28 protein-coding genes are annotated in these 20,929 nt (G+C 65.4%); 16 read left to right on the top strand and 12 right to left on the bottom strand.

Translation table 11 applies throughout. The annotated features are described in order from the left end of the window. Positions 1-95: 95 nt before the first annotated feature. Positions 96-1,037: an aldo/keto reductase gene (locus VGR99_RS07490; protein ID WP_326897684.1), complete on the top strand. Its 942-nt coding sequence runs from the start codon at positions 96-98 to the stop codon at positions 1,035-1,037. A 30-nt stretch (positions 1,038-1,067) separates the two neighbouring features. Here VGR99_RS07490 and VGR99_RS07485 read toward each other — a convergent pair whose 3' ends face one another. From VGR99_RS07485 to VGR99_RS07475, 3 genes are all read right to left on the bottom strand, one after another. Further along, positions 1,068-1,391, bottom strand: a complete 324-nt coding sequence (locus VGR99_RS07485) for an antibiotic biosynthesis monooxygenase (RefSeq protein ID WP_326897683.1) — start codon at positions 1,389-1,391, stop codon at positions 1,068-1,070. Between the two features lie 86 nt (positions 1,392-1,477). Continuing rightward, positions 1,478-2,695, bottom strand: coding sequence for a DUF1501 domain-containing protein (locus VGR99_RS07480; RefSeq protein WP_326897682.1), 1,218 nt, complete (start codon positions 2,693-2,695; stop codon positions 1,478-1,480). A gap of 2 nt (positions 2,696-2,697) precedes the next feature. After that, complete coding sequence (locus tag VGR99_RS07475; protein WP_326897681.1) at positions 2,698-4,269, bottom strand: DUF1800 domain-containing protein; 1,572 nt, start codon at positions 4,267-4,269, stop codon at positions 2,698-2,700. Between the two features lie 114 nt (positions 4,270-4,383). Between VGR99_RS07475 and VGR99_RS07470 the strand changes: the two genes are divergently transcribed. Further along, a complete protein-coding gene (locus tag VGR99_RS07470) occupies positions 4,384-4,599 on the top strand; it encodes a cysteine-rich CWC family protein (protein WP_326897680.1) in 216 nt (71 codons plus the stop codon). A 63-nt stretch (positions 4,600-4,662) separates the two neighbouring features. Here the strand turns inward: VGR99_RS07470 and VGR99_RS07465 are convergent, their stop codons facing one another. Next, the gene (locus VGR99_RS07465; protein ID WP_326897679.1) at positions 4,663-5,361 is read right to left on the bottom strand and encodes a glutathione S-transferase family protein; all 699 of its coding nucleotides are present in this window, start codon (positions 5,359-5,361) and stop codon (positions 4,663-4,665) included. A 195-nt stretch (positions 5,362-5,556) separates the two neighbouring features. Between VGR99_RS07465 and VGR99_RS07460 the strand changes: the two genes are divergently transcribed. Together VGR99_RS07460 and VGR99_RS07455 are read left to right on the top strand one after the other, a co-directional pair. Next, positions 5,557-6,672 carry an MBL fold metallo-hydrolase gene (locus VGR99_RS07460; protein ID WP_326897678.1) on the top strand — a complete coding sequence of 372 codons (1,116 nt, stop codon included), beginning with the start codon at positions 5,557-5,559 and terminating at the stop codon, positions 6,670-6,672. Further along, a complete protein-coding gene (locus VGR99_RS07455) occupies positions 6,672-7,271 on the top strand; it encodes an SCO family protein (RefSeq protein WP_326897677.1) in 600 nt (199 codons plus the stop codon). The genes VGR99_RS07460 and VGR99_RS07455 overlap by 1 nt, the downstream gene beginning before the upstream one ends. 133 nt (positions 7,272-7,404) lie before the next feature. Here VGR99_RS07455 and VGR99_RS07450 read toward each other — a convergent pair whose 3' ends face one another. Together VGR99_RS07450 and VGR99_RS07445 are read right to left on the bottom strand one after the other, a co-directional pair. Continuing rightward, positions 7,405-7,635, bottom strand: coding sequence for a hypothetical protein (locus VGR99_RS07450; protein WP_326897676.1), 231 nt, complete (start codon positions 7,633-7,635; stop codon positions 7,405-7,407). 13 nt (positions 7,636-7,648) lie between these two features. Further along, entirely contained in the window at positions 7,649-8,428 is a 780-nt protein-coding gene (locus tag VGR99_RS07445; RefSeq protein ID WP_326897675.1) for a sulfite exporter TauE/SafE family protein, read from the bottom strand. A 157-nt stretch (positions 8,429-8,585) separates the two neighbouring features. Between VGR99_RS07445 and VGR99_RS07440 the strand changes: the two genes are divergently transcribed. From VGR99_RS07440 to uvrB, 5 genes are all read left to right on the top strand, one after another. Further along, on the top strand, positions 8,586-9,503 hold the full coding sequence (locus VGR99_RS07440) for a LysR substrate-binding domain-containing protein (RefSeq protein WP_326897713.1): 918 nt from the start codon (positions 8,586-8,588) through the stop codon (positions 9,501-9,503). A gap of 139 nt (positions 9,504-9,642) precedes the next feature. After that, on the top strand, positions 9,643-9,861 hold the full coding sequence (locus tag VGR99_RS07435) for a hypothetical protein (protein WP_326897674.1): 219 nt from the start codon (positions 9,643-9,645) through the stop codon (positions 9,859-9,861). Positions 9,862-9,903: 42 nt separating this feature from the next. Continuing rightward, the gene (locus tag VGR99_RS07430) at positions 9,904-10,137 is read left to right on the top strand and encodes a hypothetical protein (RefSeq protein WP_326897673.1); all 234 of its coding nucleotides are present in this window, start codon (positions 9,904-9,906) and stop codon (positions 10,135-10,137) included. Positions 10,138-10,168: 31 nt separating this feature from the next. Beyond that, the gene (locus tag VGR99_RS07425) at positions 10,169-10,678 is read left to right on the top strand and encodes a hypothetical protein (protein ID WP_326897672.1); all 510 of its coding nucleotides are present in this window, start codon (positions 10,169-10,171) and stop codon (positions 10,676-10,678) included. Between the two features lie 90 nt (positions 10,679-10,768). Further along, positions 10,769-13,726: an excinuclease ABC subunit UvrB gene (gene uvrB, locus VGR99_RS07420; protein WP_326897671.1), complete on the top strand. Its 2,958-nt coding sequence runs from the start codon at positions 10,769-10,771 to the stop codon at positions 13,724-13,726. Positions 13,727-13,836: 110 nt separating this feature from the next. Here uvrB and VGR99_RS07415 read toward each other — a convergent pair whose 3' ends face one another. The 3 genes from VGR99_RS07415 to VGR99_RS07405 form a co-directional block, all read right to left on the bottom strand. Continuing rightward, positions 13,837-14,199 carry a hypothetical protein gene (locus VGR99_RS07415; RefSeq protein ID WP_326897670.1) on the bottom strand — a complete coding sequence of 121 codons (363 nt, stop codon included), beginning with the start codon at positions 14,197-14,199 and terminating at the stop codon, positions 13,837-13,839. 5 nt (positions 14,200-14,204) lie between these two features. Further along, the gene (locus tag VGR99_RS07410) at positions 14,205-14,591 is read right to left on the bottom strand and encodes a hypothetical protein (protein ID WP_326897669.1); all 387 of its coding nucleotides are present in this window, start codon (positions 14,589-14,591) and stop codon (positions 14,205-14,207) included. Positions 14,592-14,739: 148 nt separating this feature from the next. Further along, entirely contained in the window at positions 14,740-14,976 is a 237-nt protein-coding gene (locus VGR99_RS07405) for a hypothetical protein (RefSeq protein WP_326897668.1), read from the bottom strand. Between the two features lie 309 nt (positions 14,977-15,285). Between VGR99_RS07405 and VGR99_RS07400 the strand changes: the two genes are divergently transcribed. The 6 genes from VGR99_RS07400 (at position 15,286) to VGR99_RS07375 (ending at position 19,071) form a co-directional block, all read left to right on the top strand. Continuing rightward, a complete protein-coding gene (locus tag VGR99_RS07400) occupies positions 15,286-15,738 on the top strand; it encodes a nuclear transport factor 2 family protein (RefSeq protein ID WP_326897667.1) in 453 nt (150 codons plus the stop codon). Between the two features lie 76 nt (positions 15,739-15,814). Beyond that, positions 15,815-16,081 carry a hypothetical protein gene (locus VGR99_RS07395; protein WP_326897666.1) on the top strand — a complete coding sequence of 89 codons (267 nt, stop codon included), beginning with the start codon at positions 15,815-15,817 and terminating at the stop codon, positions 16,079-16,081. A gap of 186 nt (positions 16,082-16,267) precedes the next feature. Continuing rightward, the gene (locus VGR99_RS07390) at positions 16,268-16,708 is read left to right on the top strand and encodes a nuclear transport factor 2 family protein (RefSeq protein ID WP_326897665.1); all 441 of its coding nucleotides are present in this window, start codon (positions 16,268-16,270) and stop codon (positions 16,706-16,708) included. Between the two features lie 271 nt (positions 16,709-16,979). Next, entirely contained in the window at positions 16,980-17,894 is a 915-nt protein-coding gene (locus tag VGR99_RS07385) for a hypothetical protein (protein WP_326897664.1), read from the top strand. A 294-nt stretch (positions 17,895-18,188) separates the two neighbouring features. Next, positions 18,189-18,614, top strand: a complete 426-nt coding sequence (locus VGR99_RS07380) for a hypothetical protein (RefSeq protein WP_326897663.1) — start codon at positions 18,189-18,191, stop codon at positions 18,612-18,614. 319 nt (positions 18,615-18,933) lie between these two features. Further along, positions 18,934-19,071, top strand: coding sequence for a hypothetical protein (locus VGR99_RS07375; protein WP_018648329.1), 138 nt, complete (start codon positions 18,934-18,936; stop codon positions 19,069-19,071). 40 nt (positions 19,072-19,111) lie between these two features. Here VGR99_RS07375 and VGR99_RS07370 read toward each other — a convergent pair whose 3' ends face one another. From VGR99_RS07370 to VGR99_RS07360, 3 genes are all read right to left on the bottom strand, one after another. Further along, the gene (locus tag VGR99_RS07370) at positions 19,112-19,258 is read right to left on the bottom strand and encodes a hypothetical protein (protein WP_326897662.1); all 147 of its coding nucleotides are present in this window, start codon (positions 19,256-19,258) and stop codon (positions 19,112-19,114) included. A 200-nt stretch (positions 19,259-19,458) separates the two neighbouring features. Beyond that, the gene (locus VGR99_RS07365; RefSeq protein ID WP_326897661.1) at positions 19,459-19,938 is read right to left on the bottom strand and encodes a MaoC family dehydratase; all 480 of its coding nucleotides are present in this window, start codon (positions 19,936-19,938) and stop codon (positions 19,459-19,461) included. Further along, a complete protein-coding gene (locus VGR99_RS07360; protein WP_326897660.1) occupies positions 19,938-20,390 on the bottom strand; it encodes a MaoC family dehydratase in 453 nt (150 codons plus the stop codon). Before VGR99_RS07360 ends, VGR99_RS07365 begins: the two co-directional genes overlap by 1 nt. A gap of 180 nt (positions 20,391-20,570) precedes the next feature. Here VGR99_RS07360 and VGR99_RS07355 point away from each other — a divergent pair, with 180 nt between their 5' ends. Further along, entirely contained in the window at positions 20,571-20,867 is a 297-nt protein-coding gene (locus VGR99_RS07355; protein ID WP_091958499.1) for a DUF4282 domain-containing protein, read from the top strand. The last annotated feature ends 62 nt before the right edge of the window (positions 20,868-20,929 follow it).

The following is a 20,929-nucleotide window of genomic DNA, read 5'->3' as shown; positions in this document are numbered from 1 at the left end:
TTTTGCCCGCATGGCAGCAGCGCAAGCGGGCTTCTTGCCGGTCGCGCGCGCCGCGGCCACAATGCACCGCTGCTCATCTCTGACAGGGATCTCCCATGGAAATTCGCAATCTCGGCGCCTCCGGCCTTCGCGTGTCCGCAGTCGGGCTCGGCTGCAACAATTTTGGCCAGCGCACCGACCTGGAGACCTCGCGCAAGGTGATCCATCGCGCACTCGATCTCGGCATCACGCTGTTCGACACCGCCGACATCTATTCGAACATGGGCGGCTCGGAAAACGTGCTCGGCGCCGTGCTGGGCGATCGCCGCAAGGACATCGTGCTGGCGACCAAATATTCCAAGCCGATGGCGGAGGACGGCACCAAGCAGGGCGCCTCGCGCCGCTACATCATGGAGGCCGTGGAAGCGAGCCTGAAGCGGCTCAAGACCGACTATATCGATCTCTACCAGCAGCACGATTACGACCCGCTGACGCCGATCGAGGAGAGCCTGCGCGCGCTCGACGATCTCGTCCGCCAGGGCAAGGTCCGCTACATCGGCAATTCGAACTTTCCGGCCTGGCGGATCGCCGAGGCCGAGTACGTCGCGCGCGCGATGAACGTCAGCCGCTTCGTCTCCTGCCAGGACGAATATTCCCTCGTCGTACGCGACATCGAGAAGGACCTGCTGCCCGCGGCGCAGGAGTACAAGCTCGGCCTGCTGCCGTTCTTCCCGCTCGCAAGCGGACTCCTCACCGGCAAATACAAGAAGGGCGAGGCCGCGCCCGGCGACACCCGCTTCGGCAAGGTGGAACGGCTGCGCGACCGCTACGTCACGCCGCGCAACGAGGACATCGTCGAGAAGCTGCAGGCCTTCGCGCAGGCGCGCGGGCATTCGATGCTGGAGCTCGCCTTCTCGTGGCTCGCGGCCCGCCCGCAAGTGTCGAGCGTGATCGCCGGCGCCACCCGCGTCGAGCAGATCGAGCAGAACGTCAAGGCGATCGCCTGGAAGCTCAGCGCCGAGGAGATGGCCGAGATCGACAAGATCACGCTGGGCTGATTTTACGGCGCCGATCCCCGCGGCGCGGCGCTATTTGACGCCGCGTCCGACCGTCTGCATCACCTCAAAGCCCTCGAACTGGGGATGGCCGAGATAGAGCGGCTTGTTGTCGCCGGCCTTGTGATGGGCCGCGCGGAACGCGTCCGACTTGGTCCAGGCCTCGAACGCGGCATGGTTCGCCCACACCGTGTGCGAGGCATAAAGCGTGTGGTCCTCGAGCTCGGGACCGCGCAGCAGATGGAATTCGACAAAGCCCGGTACCTTGTCCAGATGCGTGTCGCGCGTCAGCCAGACCTGCTCGAAGGCTGACTCGGAGCCCTTGGCGACGCGGAAGCGGTTCATGGCGATGTACATGGGTGATTTCTCCTGATGCTCGCCTCATCATGTCGTCATTCCGGGACGCGCCGCAAGGCGCGGGCCCGGAATGACGACGGCTGTTATTAAGTCACCAGCCCCTTCATCGGCCTTACGCTTGCACTGTCCGGAAACACCGTCTCAGCCAGCACGCGATCCGACAGACCGAACTGTCCCTGCAGCACGCCCTTGATCACCGAGCGCAGGTCCGTCGTCGGCTTGAGGTCGCGACCTTCGTAGAGGTTGGCGAGCTTGAGGCCGGGCCAGTCGGAGATGACGCGGCCGCCTTTCACGGCGCCGCCGGCGAGCAAAGCGATGGTGCCGGTGCCGTGGTCGGTGCCGTCGGTGCCGTTGATGCGCGCGGTGCGGCCGAATTCGGTGGCGACGACGACGACGGTGTCGCGCCAGCGATCGCTCAGGCCGCTCTCGAATTCAGCGAGCGCGCCGTCGAGACCGCCGAGCAGGAAGGCGAGGCGACCGACCGGGCCGCCCTCATTGGCATGGGTGTCCCAGCCGTCGAAAGCGAGCGCGGCGATGCGCGGGCCGTCATCGGCCGCCATCAACTTTGCCGCGCCGCGCGCCACCTGCCGCATCTGCGCAACCTGATTGCCGGGTTTCGGCTTCATGTCGTCACCGCTCGCGGCCTTCTCGAGCTGGAGGCCTTGCGACAGCGCCGCGGCCAGCGCGGGATCGCGGTGGCGGTAGAGATCGACCAGCCGCATCGCGGTGTCGTCATCGGCCTGCGGCAGCGCGACCGGCGCCCAGCCGACGGTCGGTGCATTGCCGCGCAGCACCAGCGGCGTGGTCGGGCCGACCGCAAGGCCGCTCGACACGCGTTCGCCGCGCGGCAGCGCTTCGAGCGCACGGTTGAGCCAGCCGGACTGCACGCGGCCCGGACCGGCATAGCCGCTTTCGAGCACGTCCTGGCCGTCGAAATGCGAGCGGTCGCGATAGGGCGTCGCCACCGCGTGAATCACCGCGGCATGCATGTCGCGGTACATGCGCGCGAATTCCGGCATCGCCGGATGCAGCGCGAAGAAAGTATCGAGCATGATCGCGGGATGCGCGCCATCCGATGTGAGCGCGATCGAGCCGTGCAGGCCGGCATAATCGGGATCGCCGACCGGGGCCACGGTCGAGAGCCCGTCGAGCGCGCCGCGCAGGATCACCACGATCAATCTGGGATCGCGCCCGTCCGCTGCGCGGGCGAATTTCGGCAAATAGGCCCAGGCCGCGAAGGAGGCGCCGCCGAGCAAAAGGCCACGGCGCGAGGTGAGGAGGCGGTTCTCGACGCAGTCGATCATCTTCATCTCCTCTGCATTTCCGGCGACATCAGCAAGAGCGCCAGCGCCTGCTGGCGCGACTCCGCGCGTTCGATCGTCTTGCGCGTTTCGATGGATGCCGCATCGGCAGCGGCGAATTCCAGGAGATCGAGCGGATCGATGTTGTTGCCGAGCCGCGCGCCCATCTGCGCGGCGATGTCGAGCCTGAGCATCATGCCTTCGGGCGCGGCCCAGGCCGCGCTGGTATCGGGGAAACCGTTCGGCCCCGCCGGCGACCACAGCGGCTGGCCCAGCAGATTCAGATTGTTGAGATAGCCGCCCGGGTCCTCCGGCACGCGCGCAAGCAGCCGGCCGCTTGCGACCACGAAGTCGTAAGGCGAGCGCATCTTCGTCAGCGGCGCCTTCCAGGCCTCGTCGGAATCGACCAGCGCCGCGGCAAGCGCCTTGAGGTCACCATCGGTCTTGACGAAGACATCGCGCAACCGCGCCACGAGCGCCGGCGGCGGATCGTCGGCGACGAAGTGGCGGACGAATTTGGTCGCGATGAAATTCGCCGTCGACGGATGGCGCGCGATGTCGGCGAGCGCCGCCTCGCCCTGCGCAAGGCCGGTCGGCTCATAGCTCTTGCCGAGCAGCATTTGCGGGCCCGGCTGATGCGCATTGGCGTTGAAGACGAAGGAGCCGGGCGTGCCGAGCTGCCCCTGCCGTCCGGCAAAGGTCCAGCCGGTGATGATGCGCGCGAGCGAGGTGACGTCCTCCTGCGTGTAGCCGCCGCCGACGCCGAGCGTATGCAGCTCCATGATCTCGCGCGCGAGATTTTCGTTCAGCCCACGCTTGCGGTTCTGCCCTGCGCGCGAATCCGGCCCGAGCGATTGCTGGTTGTCGAGGAAGAACAGCATCGCCGGATGCTGCTCGACCGCTTTGAGCATGTCGGCGAAACGGCCGAGCACGTGCGGGCGGATGGCCTCGCGCTCGAACGCGCCGGCCCAGATCCGCGCCAGCTCGCCCTTGCTGGCGGAGATGCAGAAATGGTTGGACCAGAACACGACGAGACGTTCGGTGAAGCCGCACTCGACCAGCGTCGCACGCTGCAGCCGCGCCAGCGCCTCGGCGCGGAAGGTTTTCTGGATCACATTGAGCGGCTGCGGCGCGGGCTTTGCGGGCTGCGGCGCGGTCATGCTGGGCTGCATGGTTTCGGGCTTCGCCGAATTGTCAGTCAGCTTGTTGTCAGCCTGTTTGGCCTCGGCCATCTGGCCGGCGATCTCGGTTGCGACCGTGTTCAGCGAGAGATTGCGGCGCAGGGCGGGCTTCTGATCCGCCGGTGCCTGCGGCGCTTCGGGCGGCGTGCCGGCCTTCGCTGCGGCCTCGCGCGCCTGCTTGACCTGGTCCTGATAGGCGAACACGGCCTGGCCGAGCTGCGGCGTCGATTGCAGGCCCGGCGCCTCCAACAGCACGCCGTTGGGGCGCGCCAGTTCCGCCTTCACGAAGCCGCGCGGATCGGAGGCCGCGTTGATGAGATCGCCGGACGCTCCGCCGCGGGCCCCGAAGCCGAAGCGGTTCAGCGCAACGAGGGCAGCTTGCGAATCGCGGGCCATCGATTTGTCCTTCGCGCCTTGCCAACCGCTTTCCGAGTCCCAGCGCAACGCGTAATATACCGCAGCGACAGATGAACCCGACATGAAAATGACGGCGCAGCTTTTGGGTAAATCATGACAATTGCGAAAGATTTCCCCCTGCCGGAACCACGCCGCCTCGCCTGCTCCCGCTGCGGCACCGAGTTCGGCTGCGATCTCTCGGGCAAGTGCTGGTGCGCGGAGGAGACGGCGCGGCTGCCGATGCCGGTCAAGGGCGAGGATTGTCTGTGCCGGGAGTGTTTGCGGAAAGCAGCGGCGGAGGTGCGTAGCTCGGATGGAGCGCAAGCGTAATCCGGGATTCGCTCGGCAGGCACCGGCCCCGGATTGCGCTACCCTCCATCCGGGCTACGAAGCCTACACTTGATGTCCCGGCGATGTCCGCGCCATGCCGTCGAACGCGTCGAGCAGCTTCTCGCGCCAGCCGTAGACCGGATCGTCGGCTTCCAGCAGCTTGAACGGGCTCACCGCGCGCGCCCACTGGAAGCCGCCGAACACGATGTAGTCGGCATAGTTCGGCGCGCTGCCGCCGATGAAGGGCTGCTTCTTCAACGTCTGCCGCAGCACCTCCAGCGATTTGCGGAACGCGATCACGCCGGTATCGCGGCTGGCCATGGTCTCTTCGAGACTCTTGCCGCCGAAACGCGCCTCGCGCGACTGGCGGAAATAGGCGGCATCGACCTCGGCGAGGTTCTTCGGGATGTCGGCGATGATCAGCGGAAAGATGCCGCCGACAATGGCAATGTCGCCCCACGCATTGATCATGCGCGCCATGGCGCGGCCGCCCTCGCCGCCGAACAGTGACGGCTGGTTTGGAAAATTGTCCTCCAGGTAGTTCGCGATCGCCCAGGAATCCACCACCGGCTTGTCGTGATGCAGCAGCACCGGAACTTTCTCCGAGCCGTGCGGCGCGATCGCGCTCTTCTCGGTGAAGCGCCAGGGCAGCGTCTCCGCCGCCAGCCCCTTGTGCGCCAGCGCCATCCGCGTGCGCCAGCAATACGGGCTGAAGGGACGCGAGGCGTCGGTGCCGACGAGCTCGTAGAGTTTAAGTGACATGATCAATTCCCATTGCTGCAACTGCCGAACAGAGTAGCCTTCATGACAGGGAGCGCAAGAAAGCCGTCCTGTCGCCGGTGTCGGGGTGTGACCCGACAGCCTCGCTGGCCCTCGCGCCGGACCGGCCGCGCCTTGTTGAGCCGGCCCCGGATTGGACCTAAGCTCAGGGCATTTCAAACATCGGGAGGCATTGCAATGACGAGGACCATTCCACGGCGCGACTTCCTTCTCGGCTCGGCGGCATTGGCCGGAGCAGCGGCCGCAAATGCCTTCACCTGTGTCGAGATCGCGAACGCCGCGCCGATCGCCGTTCCGACCGTCGACAAGCTCTCGATCCGCGTTCTCGTGGATTCGAGTTTCGATCTGTTCTTTCGCCCCAAGCAGATCAATGGCGTCTCGATCGCACCGGCTGCGCGCGGCGGCGACTTCCGCAAGTCGCTGCACAATGAATGGGGGCTGTCGCTCTGGCTGGAATCCGAGGGCGGCGGCAATCAGCGCACGCTGATGCTGGACTACGGCTACACGCCCGAGGTTCTGCTCAACAACATGGCGCTGATCGGCGTCGATCCGGCCAAGCTCAATGCGCTGATCGTCAGCCACGGCCATTACGATCATTTCGGCGGCCTGAACGGCTTCCTCGACAAGTTCCGCGACAAGCTGCCCGCCGACCTCAAGCTCTATGCAGGTGGCGAGGATAATTTCTGCCACCGCGTCAACCCGACGCCGACGCAGGGGCAGTTCGCCGATTTCGGCACCCTCGACCGCCGGCAGCTCGCGGCTCAGAAGGTGACGACCGTGCTGTGCGAAACCCCGACCGTGATCGCGGACCATGCCTTCACCACCGGCAAGATCACCCGCCGCAGCAGCGAGCGCGTGCTGCCGAACACCCTGGTCGAGTTCGGCATCAAAGACGGGCTGGGCTGCAATGTCGGCCATTATTTGCCGGCGGAGATGGACGGCAAGATCGTGCCGGACGAGCACATCCACGAGCACGCCACCTGCTTCAACGTGCGGGATCTCGGCCTCGTCGTGATCTCGTCCTGCGGCCATGTCGGCATCGTCAATTCGGTGAGGCAGGCGCAGGAAGTGTCGGGCATCCAGAAGGTGCACGCCGTCGTCGGCGGCTTCCATCTCGGCCCGGCGCCCAAGGACTATCTGACGCAGGTCGTGAGCGAGATCAAGGCGCTCGATCCTGACGTCGTGGTGCCCATGCATTGCAGTGGCCTCAACTTCGCACAGGAAGCCAATGCCCAGATGGAAGGCAAGGTGATCGTGACGACGACGGGCAGCCGCCTCACCTTCGGGCTGTGATGCGAGGCGCCTGGCTTTGCGTGATACTGGCGCTGGCCTGCGCGGGAGTGGCGCAGGCGCGCTCGGCCGCGGAGACCATGGACATCCTGATGTGGAATCGGGAGCCGGTCGGCGGGCCGTTCGAACTGATCGACCAGACCGGCAAGCCGCGCAGCGACCGCGACTTTCGCGGGCGGCTGATGCTGGTTTATTTCGGCTTCACCTATTGCCCCGACGTCTGTCCGACCGACCTCATGGCGATCGGACAGGCGCTCGAGCAGCTCGGCCCGGACAGCGACGCCGTGCAACCGGTCTTCATCACCCTCGATCCCGAACGCGATACGGCTGAGCATCTTGCCGAATACGTGCCGATGTTTCATCCGCGGCTGCTCGGACTCACCGGTAGCCTCGACGCCATCGGAGCAGCGGCAGAGGCCTACAAGGTCTATTTTGCCAAGATCCCGATCGGCAAGGACGCGGGCGGCTATACGGTCGACCACACGTCCTTCATCTATCTCATGGATCGCGACGGAAAATATCTCGGCTTCTTTCCGCCGGGCACCTCGGCTGAACGCATGGTCGAGATCATCCGGCCACGGCTCGCGGCGCCTTCGCGCTAAAGCGCGATGAGATTTGGATGAATCGTCATCGCGCTTTAGGTCGTTGTCTGAGCATGATCTTTTCGGAAAACCGCTGCGCACTTTTCCGGATCATGCTTTAGCACTCCGGCGAGAGCAAGTCGAAGCGACGTGCTCAGCGCCCGTTGATCCGCAAAAACCTCTCGCCGCCTTCCGTCACCGCGATGACCAGACCGAGGCCTGCGATCGTCTCGCGCGCGACGTAGCCGCGCTCGGCGGCGTCTTCCCAGATGGTGAGGCGCGGGCACGAGGTCTTCCAGGTCGAGATCACCTCGGCATAGGCGCGCGGCTCGCGCGCGATCCATTCGACGAAGTCCAGCACCAGCGGATCGGCGGTCTCGCTCATTGCAAACCTCCCTTTATTGGAAGCCACCTTTGGCAAGGGCGGCCAGCACCGGCGTACGCAGCAGGAGCCAGCCGCCATGGGCGACGTAGTAGCAGGCGATGGTGGTGATCAGCTTGTTCGACCACGCGATGAATTGCTGGTCGGTCATGGCTTCGAGGATGCGCCGCGCCAGCGTGGTGCCGAGCATCGAGGCTGCGATCGCAACGCCGGCGAGCACGGGATCGAGGCTCGCGGCCTGGTCGATGACGCCGCCGAAATAGATCAGTTTTGTGAAATGGCTGACGAGCTGGCACATCGCCTTGGTCGCCACCTTCTCGCGACGGCCGAAATCGCCGCCGAGAAAGAAGGTGTCGAGCAGCGGGCCCGACACGCCGGTCATCAGCATCAGGCCCATGCAGATCGTGCCGTAGACCGTGCCCTGCCAGAGGCGATCAGGGTCCGGCTTGATGTTCGACGGCGCCAGGCGCGCCATGAACGGGGTGACGCCGAGCAGCAGCAGCGCCATCGGCTTGTCCGGCACGTAGCGGGTCAGCGACCAGGCCGCGAGCGCGACGGCAGCACCGACCATATAGTTCGCCACCGGCCGCCAGCGGATATGCGCCCGCCACAGAAACGCGCGCCAGCCGTTCGAGGCCATCTGCGTGATCGCATGCAGCACCATCGCGGTCGGCAGCGGCATCAGGGCCAGCAGCACGCCGATCAGGATCAGCCCGCCCGCCATGCCGAACAGCCCCGACAGGAACGCGGTGGCGACCATCAGCAATCCAAGGGCAGCGATCATGATGGGCGTCACGAAGGGATTCTCCTGTGGTGGGCACGTAAGGGACGCAAACTGTTTCACTCCCTCGCCCCGCTTGCGGGGAGAGGCGAAGGGGAACGTGCCCCGCTTGCCCCTTCTGCGCAAACTGAGTTATCTTGCCCTGGCATCAGCTTTCCTGAGGGTGGATCATTTGCGGCGGCTGCTGTTTCTCAACGGCATCAAGGCATTCGAGGCGGCGGCGCGGACCGGCAGCTTTGCTGCGGCGGGGCTCGAGCTCAGCGTGTCCGCGGCCGCCGTCAGCCGCATGGTGCATCTCTTGGAAGAGCGGCTCGGCGTCGCGCTGTTCGAACGCAAGGCCAACAAGCTGGTTCTGACGCAGGCCGGCCGTGCCTATCAAAGCGGGCTGACGCCGATCTTCGATGCGCTCGCAAGCCTCACCGCGCAGGTGACCGCGCCCTCCAGCGTGCGCGTGCTCACCATCGGGGTCGGCCACACCTTTGCGATGCGCTGGCTGATCCCGCGCCTGTCGGAGTTTCGCAGCGAGGAGCCCGACATCGAGGTGCGCTTCACCACCGGCGGCGCGCTGGTGCCGTTCGGCGAGGACTGGAACTGCGGCATCAAGCTCGGCACCGGCGACTGGCCCGGGCTGGTGGCGGAGCCGCTGTTCGCCGGCGACCTCACGCCGGTCTGCGTGCCTCGCCTGGCGAGCGGCCTGAAGCGTCCGGCCGATCTGAAGGGACCGAGCCTGATCCGCGTCGCGCATTCGCCCGAGGACTGGCCGATCTGGCTGAAGGCCGCGAACCTTTCCCGCATCAACGCGCGTGGGCCGGAGTTCCAGTTCTACGGCCAGGCGCTCCAGGCCGCCGCCGACGGGCTCGGCATCGCCATGGGCATCCGGCCCTATATCGACGACGACCTCGCCGCCGGCCGGCTGGTCGCGCCGTTCGATCTCTCGGTGCCCAAGGGCATGCGATGGTACCTGCTCTATCGCAGTTTCCAGACCGAACAGCGCGATTTCGCCGCGTTCCGCCGCTGGATCATGCGCGCAGCCTCCGAGCCCGCGGCCCGGCCCATCAAGCGGATCGGCCGTACCGCCGCGCGGAACTGACGCTCGACAGTTCCCTTGATGGTTCCTTGGCGGGCAAAAAAGCCGGCCGCTTGTGAACCGCTTCACATCCCAAAATCCGCAAACGTGGTCCCCTGACCCTCCAATAAGACGCTCGAACAAGACTCTCTGGGGACTACATATGACGACTCTCTACGACGGCTTTGACATCGAATCCTTCGAGGCCGGCAAGGGCCTCTGGCATGCCCGTATTCGCCGTGCCGATTTCAGCCCGCTTGCCATCGACGGCGTGCTGTTTCCGGCCATGGAAGTCGGCTTCGCCTGGCCCGACCGCGACGCGGCGATCCGCGATGCCAAGCATCACATCGATCGCTTCCGCCGGCGAACCGACGACCAATAGGCCAGCATCCCATCATAGCGCGGCGCAATAGAGGAACCGGCGATGTCGCAATTCGAGATCGAAGAGACCCAGCCGCTGGCCATATCCTACGCACGGTCGGTGTTGTCGAATTGCCCCGAATGCGACGGCGATCTCACGGTGCTCCGTGTGATCGGCGGCCGCGCCGGGTGCGAGTACTGGACCATGCGCTGCACCGATTGCGGCGGCATTCATCTCGACATCCTCAAGCCGCACCGCACGGCCGGGGATGACGAGGGGCCGCTCCCGGCGGCGTGAGGGGCAGCTCACCGACGAGCGAGGCACGACGATGATCAAGGCTCTGCTGCTTGACCTCGGCGACACGCTCATCGACACCCACAAGGTGCCTCAAGCACCGTATCCCGGGGTCGAGAAAGCCCTTGGCGCGCTCAAGGCCCTGAAGACGGCGGACCACAAGCCGCTGGTCATGTGCCTGGTCTCCGACTACACGATGCCGAAACCGCGAACCCCGGACGCTATCGCGGCGGCGTTCGCCGAATACCTCCAGGTGCTGGACAAAACCCACCTGCGGGGTTTCTTCGAGCCGGTCAACGAACGCGTGACGCTGTCAACCCACGCCGGCAAGCTCAAGCCCGCCGCCGAAGTGTTCAAGACCGCACTCAAGCGAGCCGGGATCCATGGCACCCTGCGCGAGACGCTCTTCATCACGGAGAATGCAGAGCATATCAAGGTGTGCCGCGACGACCTCCACATGAAGACCCTGCAATTCGGCGTCGACTTCACCTCTTGGTCGGACGCGCCGAAGCTGATCGCGCAAAAGATCGGGGTGGCGGCGTAATCGCCCCTGCTGCCAACCTGCTGTCAGCAGCCTGAGCACGGACGGGCATTCGCCCTTTTCTGAGCGGCGGACTCGTCCCATATTCGGGGCATGGCGAAGAAACCTGCTCCCCCAAAATCCCCCAAAACCAAGGCCCCGAATTCGAAGGCGCACCGGCCCGACGTGCAGCCGATCGGGCCGGCGCTGGCCGAACTGCTCAATCCCGCGATCAATCGCGGCGATGCCGGGCTGGGATCCGGCACGGGCCTGCAGCCGCCGCCGGACAATTCGCGCGACCGCCGCGCCGGGGGCGAGGCCGCCGCCCATCGCGCCCGGGCCTCGACGCCGAAGGAGTTTCCGCAGGACAATGCCAAACCGATGCCGCTGCGGCCCAATCCGCAGCCGGCGGGGGCGCGCGCGTCCAGCGAAGGCTTCGACGAGGCGCCGCAGGCCAATTACGGCACCGCGGCCACGATCCCGACGCTGGATCCGGAACTGGCGCGGCAGCTCGGCCTTCCCACCGAAGAGGACGATGCCGAGGCGCTGGCGCGGCCGCCGCGCTCCAAGATGGAGGCGCTCGGCGTCAAGGCCACCGCCGACGCGCTGGAATCGCTGATCCGCGAGGGCCGGCCGGAGTTCCGCAAGGACGACGGCTCCACCAAGGTGTGGACCCCGCATCGGCCGCCGCGGCCGGAAAAGTCCGAAGGCGGCGTGCGCTTCGAAATCAAGTCGTCCTACGAGCCGCGCGGCGACCAGCCGACCGCGATCGCCGAGCTGGTCGAGGGCATCCAGCGCAACGACCGCTCCCAGGTGCTGCTCGGCGTCACCGGCTCCGGCAAGACCTACACCATGGCCAAGGTGATCGAGGCGACGCAGCGCCCCGCCATCATCCTGGCGCCGAACAAGACGCTCGCCGCCCAGCTCTATGGCGAGTTCAAGAATTTCTTCCCGGACAACGCGGTCGAGTACTTCGTCTCGTATTACGACTACTACCAGCCCGAGGCCTACGTTCCGCGCACCGACACCTATATCGAGAAGGACTCCTCGATCAACGAGCAGATCGACCGCATGCGCCACTCGGCGACGCGCGCGCTGCTCGAACGCGACGACGTCATCATCGTGGCGTCGGTGTCCTGCATCTACGGTATCGGCTCGGTCGAGACCTACACCGCGATGACCTTTGCGCTGAAGAAGGGCGAGCGCATCGACCAGCGCCAGCTCATCGCCGACCTCGTCGCGCTCCAGTACAAGCGCACCCAGGCCGATTTTACCCGCGGCACGTTTCGCGTCCGCGGCGACGTCATCGACATCTTCCCGGCGCACTATGAAGACCGCGCCTGGCGCGTGAATTTGTTCGGCGACACCATCGAGACCATCGAGGAGTTCGATCCGCTCACCGGCCACAAGCAGGACGAGCTCGAATTCATCAAGATGTACGCCAACTCGCACTATGTGACGCCGCGCCCGACGCTGGTGCAGGCGATCAAGTCGATCAAGTCCGAGCTGAAGATGCGGCTCGACCAGTTGAACAACCAGGGCCGCCTGCTGGAAGCACAGCGGCTGGAGCAGCGCACCACCTTCGATCTCGAGATGATGGAGGCGACGGGAAGCTGCGCCGGCATCGAGAACTATTCGCGCTATCTCACCGGGCGCCTGCCCGGCGAGCCGCCGCCGACACTGTTCGAATACGTGCCCGACAACGCGCTGGTCTTCGCCGACGAGAGCCACGTCACCGTGCCGCAGATCGGCGGCATGTTCCGCGGCGACTTCCGTCGCAAGGCGACGCTGGCCGAATACGGCTTCCGCCTGCCCTCGTGCATGGACAATCGGCCGCTCCGCTTCGAGGAATGGGACATGATGCGGCCGCAGACGGTTGCGGTGTCGGCGACACCCGGCGGCTGGGAGCTGAACGAGAGCGGCGGCGTGTTCGTCGAGCAAGTCATCCGCCCGACCGGACTTATTGATCCTCCGGTCGACATCCGCCCCGCCCGCACCCAGGTCGACGATCTCGTCGGCGAGGTCCGCGCCACCGCGCAGGCCGGCTACCGCTCGCTGATCACCGTGCTCACAAAGCGCATGGCGGAGGACCTCACCGAATATCTGCATGAGCAGGGCATTCGCGTCCGTTACATGCACAGCGACATCGACACCATCGAGCGCATCGAGATCATCCGGGACCTTCGTCTGGGCGCGTTCGATGCGCTGGTCGGCATCAACCTGCTCCGCGAAGGCCTCGACATCCCCGAATGCGCGCTGGTCGCCATTCTCGACGCCGACAAGGAAGGCTTTTTGCGCAGTGAGACCTCGCTGATCCAGACCATCGGCCGCGCCGCGCGCAACGTCGACGGCAAGGTGATCCTCTATGCCGACAGCATGACGGGCTCGATGGAGCGCGCCATCGCCGAGACCAACCGGCGCCGTGAAAAGCAGGTCGAGTACAACACCGCCAACGGCATCACGCCGGAGAGCGTGAAGAAGCAGATCGGCGACATCCTCAACTCCGTCTACGAGCGCGACCACGTGCTGGTCGAGGTCGGCGGTCACGACATGACCGACGACGTCATCTCGATCGGCCACAATTTCGAAGCCGTGCTCGCCGATCTGGAAACGCGCATGCGCGAGGCCGCCGCCGATCTGAACTTCGAGGAAGCCGCCCGCCTGCGCGACGAGGTCAAGCGTCTGCGCGCCACCGAGCTTGCGGTCGTCGACGATCCCACCGCGAAGCAGCGCGTCGTTGCGGGCAAGGCCGGCGCCTATGCGGGCGCGAAGAAATACGGCGACGCCGCGAACCTTCCCGTCAGCGCCATGAAGAAAAAGACCGTGAGCTCGGCGCTGAAAGCCAGCGGCGGCGGCAGTGGCTCAAAGGTCCACAAGCCGCATCTCGACGAGATGCACGGCCCGGAATCCCTGCCCTATCGTGAGAACCCGAGTCTGCCGTCAAAGCCGTTCGGCAGCACCAGCCGGATCATCCAGCCGACGGATTCGCGGCAGTCAGGCCCGGAGTTCGGGCCCGCGCCGAAGTCGACGGGTGGGCAGCCGGGGCGACGGGGTGGGTGGAAGAAGAGGTAGGGCAGCGCATCAGCGCTTGTCGTGCTTATGGATTCTCAAATGCGCAATTGCGCACCATAGCTCGCCGCTTCGCGGCGCCCCGGAATGACGGGCGGAGAGATCTCGGCTCCTCACCCTGCGATCGTCGCAAGCAACGACAGCAGCAGCACCGACGCCATGAGCTCCAGCGACGTCGCGGGCTTGGCGCGCCAGCGGGCGATCTTTTCGGAGAAGGACAGGCTGGCGTCGAAGAACTGGGCTTCGTAGCCGCTCTTGATCCCTGGAAGTGCAGCCCCGATCGCGACGACGAAGATGCTGTAGAAGATCGACGCCAGCGCGATGGTGAGGACGTGGCTGCCTCCGTGAGTGTCTCCCAGCAGTTTCACCATCAGCGACGCGGCGGCGAAGATCGGGAAGCCCTGAAGGATCGTGGTGAGCGCAAAGCCTTCGAGCCAATTGAGGGGTGCGGATTTCGACGCGGTGATGAAGGGCATGGCGCTCACCCCACGCTCGCCGTCACCACCGCCATCACCGACAGCAGCAGCACGATGGTCACGAGCTGGAGCGAGGCGACCGGCTGGGTGCGCCATGCCGTGATCTTGTCGGACAGCGACAGGTGAGCCTCGAAGAATTTTGGTTCGTAGACGGTCTTGAAGAAGGCGGGGAAGCTCGGGCCCAGGGTCACAGCAAACAGCGCGTGCATCAGCGATGCCATTGCGACGAAGATGGCGACGCCGGGGTCGCCGACGAGGTCGTGGTTGCCGACCAGCTTGAGCAGGAAGGCAGCGGCGGCGAAGGTCGGGAAGCTCTGCAGGATCGCGGTCAGCGCGAGGCCTTCCAGCGTGTTGTGCAGGCGGGACTTTCTCGCGGCGGCGATGGCGGCCATGGCACGTCTCCCAGATGACATGGACATGACGTTAGCCGCGGCGGGAGGGGCGCGATGTGAGGCGGGTCACGCGCTTTTTCGGCGCCGGAACAAGGAGGTGGGATGGATTCCGGGTTCGCGCTGACGCGCGCCCCGGAATGACGGGAAGCTACAGCTTGCCCTGCCCGCTCACCTGGCCCTGCTGTTGCTGCTGCTTCTCCTGCTCCTTGGCGTGATGGCGGCCGTAGAGGCAGCCGGCGGCGGCGCCAAGTACGCCGTGATGGCCGGCATAGTGGCCGGCGACGCCACCGACGACGGCGCCCTTGATGCAGCCCTTGGCGTTGGCGGCGGAGCTTGCGCCGAGCATGAGGAGCGCGGCGGCCGCAGTGAGAAGCTTGGATTCCATGGGTCGATGTCTCCGGATGCGGTGTCCAATACGTGTCTTCGCATCAACGAACGCCGACAGGTCCAGGTTCCCTAGCGCGCGGCATGGCGGGGCGCGTCAGACGATATGCGCACGGCGTCATCGCGATGCGCGAACGCCGCACGAATTCTTGCACGCGAATATGCTCGCAACCCGCAATTGCACCCCCATGAACCGGGCATTGTGCTCGCGCGTCTCAAGCTGCAATGAGCCCTGTGTTCTTGCGGATTGATGGACCCTCGAGCCGCACGATAGCGTTTGCAATCCACGGCCAATGAGGGCGGGAGCGGCATGACGGTTGAAAAGCTGAACAGGCAACGGGTGCTGCATCTGCTCGACGGCTTTGCGCGCGGCGATATCGAGGCCGCGCTGTCGTGCTGCACCGACGACGTCGATTTCCTCACCCACGCGCCGATCGACGCGCTGCCGCACATGGTGCCGCGCCACGGCAAGGCCGAATTGCGCGCGCTCTGGGAGACGATCTGGTCGCGCTATTCGGAAGTCCGCTACAAGGCGCCGCACATCCTCGCCGACGGCGACGAGGTCGCGACCTACATGCACACCTATTTCAGGAAGCGCAGCAACGACCGCATCGTGCAGTTCGACATGGCGGTGTTCTACACCTTCCGCGGCGGACTGGTGGCGCAGATTCGCGAGATCATCGATTCCTACGATCTGGTGCAGCAGGTGCTGGAGCGCGAGATCGGGCCGTTGATCACGGGAGCGCGGGTGGACGGGGTGTAGCGCCCCGATTTGAACCTCCCTCCCCGCGTGCCAGACCCATCCGCTGGGCGTTGTGCACGCCGGCTGGGGTTTGTCGATGAAAGTCGTGTTGCTTGCATTGCTGGGGCTGTTTTTGGGTGAGCTCGGCGGGGCGGCGCTGGGCGTCGGGGCCGGGCTCGCCTTTGTCGAGATCGCCCACACCACGAGCTTCGAAGGCTATAGCGGCATGCTGGTGTTCTTCACCTTCATGCCGCTCGGGGCTGCGATCGGCGGGATCGGCGGCGCGGTGACGTTCGGCCTGCTGGCGCTGCGGGACGACGCGATCGCGATCGAACGGGAACCCGCAGCCAAGAGAGACCGGTAGATTACGGGGTTCTGTTGTAAATCTCACAAAGAGCCATCAATTGTGCATTGCAAAAACGTGAATTGCGTTTTGGCCGAAAGATCCTATTTTGTTTGTATACGAATGAGTTGAGCGGCCCGGGGCACATTGCAGTGCATGGGGTTGCTTTCCGTTTTATCCGTAAAGCCAGCTTCAGGACTGCCCAAAATGACAGAGCACAGCCTCTGGCGTTTCTCGCGCGCATTGCACAGCGCGATCAACGACCGGCATTTCGAGGACATCGAGGCCCTGATCGACGAGGATGTCGAGTGGGCGCTCTACGGCCCGATCGACATGTTTCCGTTCCTCGGAGCGCGCCAGGGCAAGGACGCCGTGCTCGACGTCATCCACCAGCTCGCCGACAATTTCCAGGTCCGCCGCTTCGACCGCGAGAGCATCATGCTGGGCGTCGATTCCGCCGCCTCGATGCTGCGCTATTCGCTGACGGCGCTGGATTCCAACAAGCCGATTTCCTTGCGGGTGGCGCAGTTCGCCCAGTTCAGGGCCGGCAAGCTGATCAGCATGCGCGTGCTGATCGACACCTTTGATCTGGTTGAGCAGGCACTCGGCCGCGCCATTCATCTGCCGAAGATGACCAGCGTCGGCTGAGGGGGACGCCAACGGGTCCCGCTTTCGGGACCGGTGACAAAGGCTGCTGTGACGTCCTGGCCTCCAGCCCCGCCGGATGCCGTTGCAGGCAAAGCCGTCATCGGGCGCGCACCTTTCGCGCGGCCCGTTGGTTCACGTCCAAAGTCGGAGGGCGAGCCGCCACAATTTCGCAACGATAGATCAGCATTCTGAGCGCGGAATGGCGCATGGTCATCACCGATGGCCGATATATATTATCGGCCGGCATGCGCAGGGCTTCGCGGGCAGGACGATGGAATTCTCGACAGGTTTTGGCTGGACCAGGCTGCCGGTGCTGGCGGCCGCGTTCATCTTGGGCTCGGTGCTGACGGCCTCGGCGCAGATCATTCCGCCCTTCTCTCCCGGCCCGGCCGCGGCCGACGAGGAGGCCGAGACGGCGGAGGCTCCTGACGTCAACGATCCCGACGTGATGAAGGGCATCGACGTCGACAAGCTCGACTGGGGCCAGCTCGCCATCGATGCCGGCACGCTCAACGACATCATCGCCGCCAAGAAGCGGGCGCAGGCCGCGGCCAACAACGGGCTGAACTGGTCGTCGAACGCCAACACCAACGGCTCCTCGGCCGTGACCGTGAAACAATCGGTGTTCGAGTTCTGGGACACGCGGATCGGCGCCGACATGACGGTCGCGAACGAGCCGCGGACGATGTCCGAGCTGATGGCGCAGAAGGCGGCCAATGGCGGCAGCCTGCCGCAATCCTCCGGCAGCGCCTGGGCAACCGCGACCGCGCCGGGCGCGGGCCAGATCTGGGACAAGACCGCGCTGGAAGCCCGCGTCGATCCCGGCTCCGAGCAGAGCAAGCTCGGGGCCTCGCTGACCAAGTCGGTGCCGCTGTCGGGCGACACGTCGCTGACGCTGCAGAACGGCTACAGCGTCAACCAGCAGGGCACCACCGCCGTCCCCGGCATCGGCGGGCACATCACGCGCAATTACGAGACCGACCAGAGCGCCAAGGTCACGATCACCGACACCGGCACCAGCGTCACCGCCGGCCAGACGCTGTCGACCACCGACGACAAATGGCTGCGCAAGGTCGGCGCCGAGCAGAAGCTGTTCGACAACGTCACCGTCTCCGGCTCGGTCGGCGAGACCTCGCAGGGCGCGATCAACAAGAGCGTCACGGCCGGCTTCAAGAAGAGCTGGTAGCAGTCCAACGCTCCCCTCTCTCCCCTCATCCTGAGGAGCGCTCCGAAGGAGCGTGTCTCGAAGGATCGAGGCCATGCTGCTGGCGGCGAGTATGCGCCCCCCATGCGGGGATAGGATCATCTTCACAGCAGCGTTCATACTCTCCTAACCATACGCCACGGCAAAGCCCCCGAATCGTCTGCCCTTGCCGTATCTCGGCCAAGTTGCGGTCAAAATCCGACGCCCTAGTCGGATGACCGACGCCGTCGTGCGGGGGACACTCGCGCTGCGCTCAACGCGAACAGGGGAACACCGATGAACGCCATTCGTCCGGAAAAGATCGAAGCCGCCGAGACCGAAACCGTGGACAGCAACCTCGCCGCGGTCACCGAGGTCGAAGCCGGCATCCGTGATTTCGTCCGCAACGACATCGCCTATCTGCGCCGTCCGGCGGCGACCAGCACCACCGACACGCCGCCGCTCGATCCGAACGCGGAAGCCACCGTCAACAACGTCAACTCGCTGATCCAGCGCGTCGCCGGCACCTCGCTCGCCGAGATCGAGAATCTGATCTCCGAGCTCGAGAGCCTGCGCGACCTGCTCCATGCCGAAGGCCAGCGCGTCCAGCGCGAGATCTCCGGCTACGCCCAACTCAGCCAGGCCGCGATGAAGTCGACCCGCATGATCGCCGACAACGTCGCCCAGTGGAAGCGCGCCGCCGACGGCCTGCGCAACAGCTAAGCACCGACGCCAGGCATCACCGAACCGCCGCGTCCCGAAAGGGGCGCGGCGGTTTTGATTGTGGGGGTGACGGGGCACTCTGTCTCTCCAAAGCAGGCGTCATCACCCGCGAAGCGGGTGATCCAGTATTCCAGAGACAGCGGGGCTAGAACCGAGAGGCCGCGGCGTACTGGATGCCCCGCCTTCGCGGGGCATGACAGCGGAGTTTGCGCGGCACGGGGACGTGACAGCGAAGGGTGCGCTTTGAACCCTCCCCTCCTCCGCTGCGACCAATGCCTAGCGTCCTTGCCGCCCACGGCAAGGCTTGGGGACATTTCAGATGGAAAGCATTCGGCCCGACACCACGGACCCCATACCGCTGCGGCCTGCGCCGAACCAGTTCGGCACGATCATGCTGCGCTTTGTCGGATTGCTGGCGGTTGCGATCGCGGTGCTGGCGTTCGTCTATAGCCGCTGAGGGTGGAGGCCGCACCGCGGCCCCAGGAGTTAACGAACCCTTACCGGGTCGCGTCGAAGCTCGAGGCTTCCAGGGTGTAGGCGCCGTCGGCGTAACCCTTCACGACCATGCCGGCAACCAGCATCACGGCCAGCGTCGCGGTAGCAAAGATAAATCCGACCAGCTTGAGTGCGCCGCGGTCTGCCATGGTCCTCATTCCCCTGTACTCTGCCCAGTTCGTTTCAAATAGGCAGCGACAGGTTCATAATTGGTTAGCAACTCGATGGTTCCGCCGACGGCTTCGCAGGCTAACCATGTTGCGCAGGCTTATGGCAGCCGCCCCGAAACGCGTCCATAGCGCGCGGGCAACACTCGCCACTGATTTGGGCTGTTCATCCTGGAACAGGTCTAAGCCTTCACGCGCGTCGGCACGAAGGCGCTGGCGGTGATGGAATACACCTCTTCGCCGCGCTGGTTGGTGCCGGTGGTGCGGGCCGTCAGGATGCCCCAGCCGGGGCGCGAGGCGGAGGTGCGCTTGTCGATGACGACGTTGACGTAGGAGACGGTGTCGCCGGCGAGCACCGGCCTGATCCAGCGCAGATCGCGAAAGCCCGGCGACGGGCCCCACACCGCAACCTCCTCGCCGCGCGCTGCGGCCTCACGCGCCAGGCGTTGGCCGTCCGCGACAAGCAGGCTCATGCAGGCCGAGCCGACATGCCAGCCGGACGCCGCGAGCCCGCCGAACAGCGAGTTCTTACCTTCCTCCTCGTCGAGGTGGAAGCGCTGCGGATCGAACTTGGCGGCGAATTCCTTGATGGCTTCGGTGGTGAACGTATAGGCGCCGATCTCGCGGCATTGGCCGATCGCGATGTCGTCGAAGAACCGCATCAGACCGCTCCTTCGCGCCGCTTGATCAGGATCGGCGAGGTCATCTCGCACAGCGCCTGCCCCGCCGCGTTGCGCACGGTGCATTTGAACTTGACGATGCCGAGCTCAGGCCGGCTCTTCGAGGGACGCGCCTCGAGCACATCGACATCGAGGGTTAGATCGTCACCGGGCCGGAGCGGCGACAGCCAGCGCACCTCGTCGACGCCGGGAGAGCCCAGCGACGCGGCGCGGGTGATGAAGCCGTCGGCCATCATCCGCATCATCAGCGAACAGAGGTGCCAGCCCGAGCCGGACAGGCCGCGCAGCATGCTCTTGCTGGCAGCCTCCTCGTCCAGATGCATGGGCTGCGGATCGAACTCGGCGGCAAAGGCCAGGATCTCGTCGCGGGTGACATGGCGCGGGCCGAATGTTCCGAACCGGCCGGGCGGGAAATCTTCGAAGGTCAGGGTCATCTTGGGATTGGCTAGCGGGAATGACAGATTGTGGCCGCACTTTGCGGCAATCTCAACCCGCCGGCCCGCATGGCTCGTGCTACATACGCGGTATCGGCGTGGTCCGAGTCGGATCGACCGGGGGCCAGGATCCCGCTATTACGGCCCGAATTGAAGTCCCGATTTGCCCTGGGGAGAGCAATGTTTTCATTCAGCGACCTGTTTCAGTGGGACCGCTTCATCACGCCCACCATCATCAAGACCTTCTACTGGCTGGTGATCGCGCTGATCTGCCTGTTCGGCCTCTCCGGCATCTTCTCCGGCCTCGCGGCGATGGCGATCAGCCCGTTCGGCGGCTTCCTGGTGCTGCTGTCGTCGATTGCGAGCGTCGTCGTCGGGATCGTGTTCTCGCGCATCGCCGCGGAGCTGATCCTGATCGTCTTCCGTATCAACGAGCATCTCGGCGCGATCAGGGACCAGGGCAGCGGGATGAAGTGAGGCTCTCGTGTCCCGGACGCGGCGCGGCATGAAATGACCCGACGCAGAGCCGGGACCCATGC

Source organism: Bradyrhizobium sp. (assembly GCF_035935975.1).
Lineage (GTDB): Bacteria > Pseudomonadota > Alphaproteobacteria > Rhizobiales > Xanthobacteraceae > Bradyrhizobium.
The sequence above is the reverse complement of the archived record's forward strand: the minus strand, read 5'-3'. Positions and strand labels throughout refer to the sequence as shown.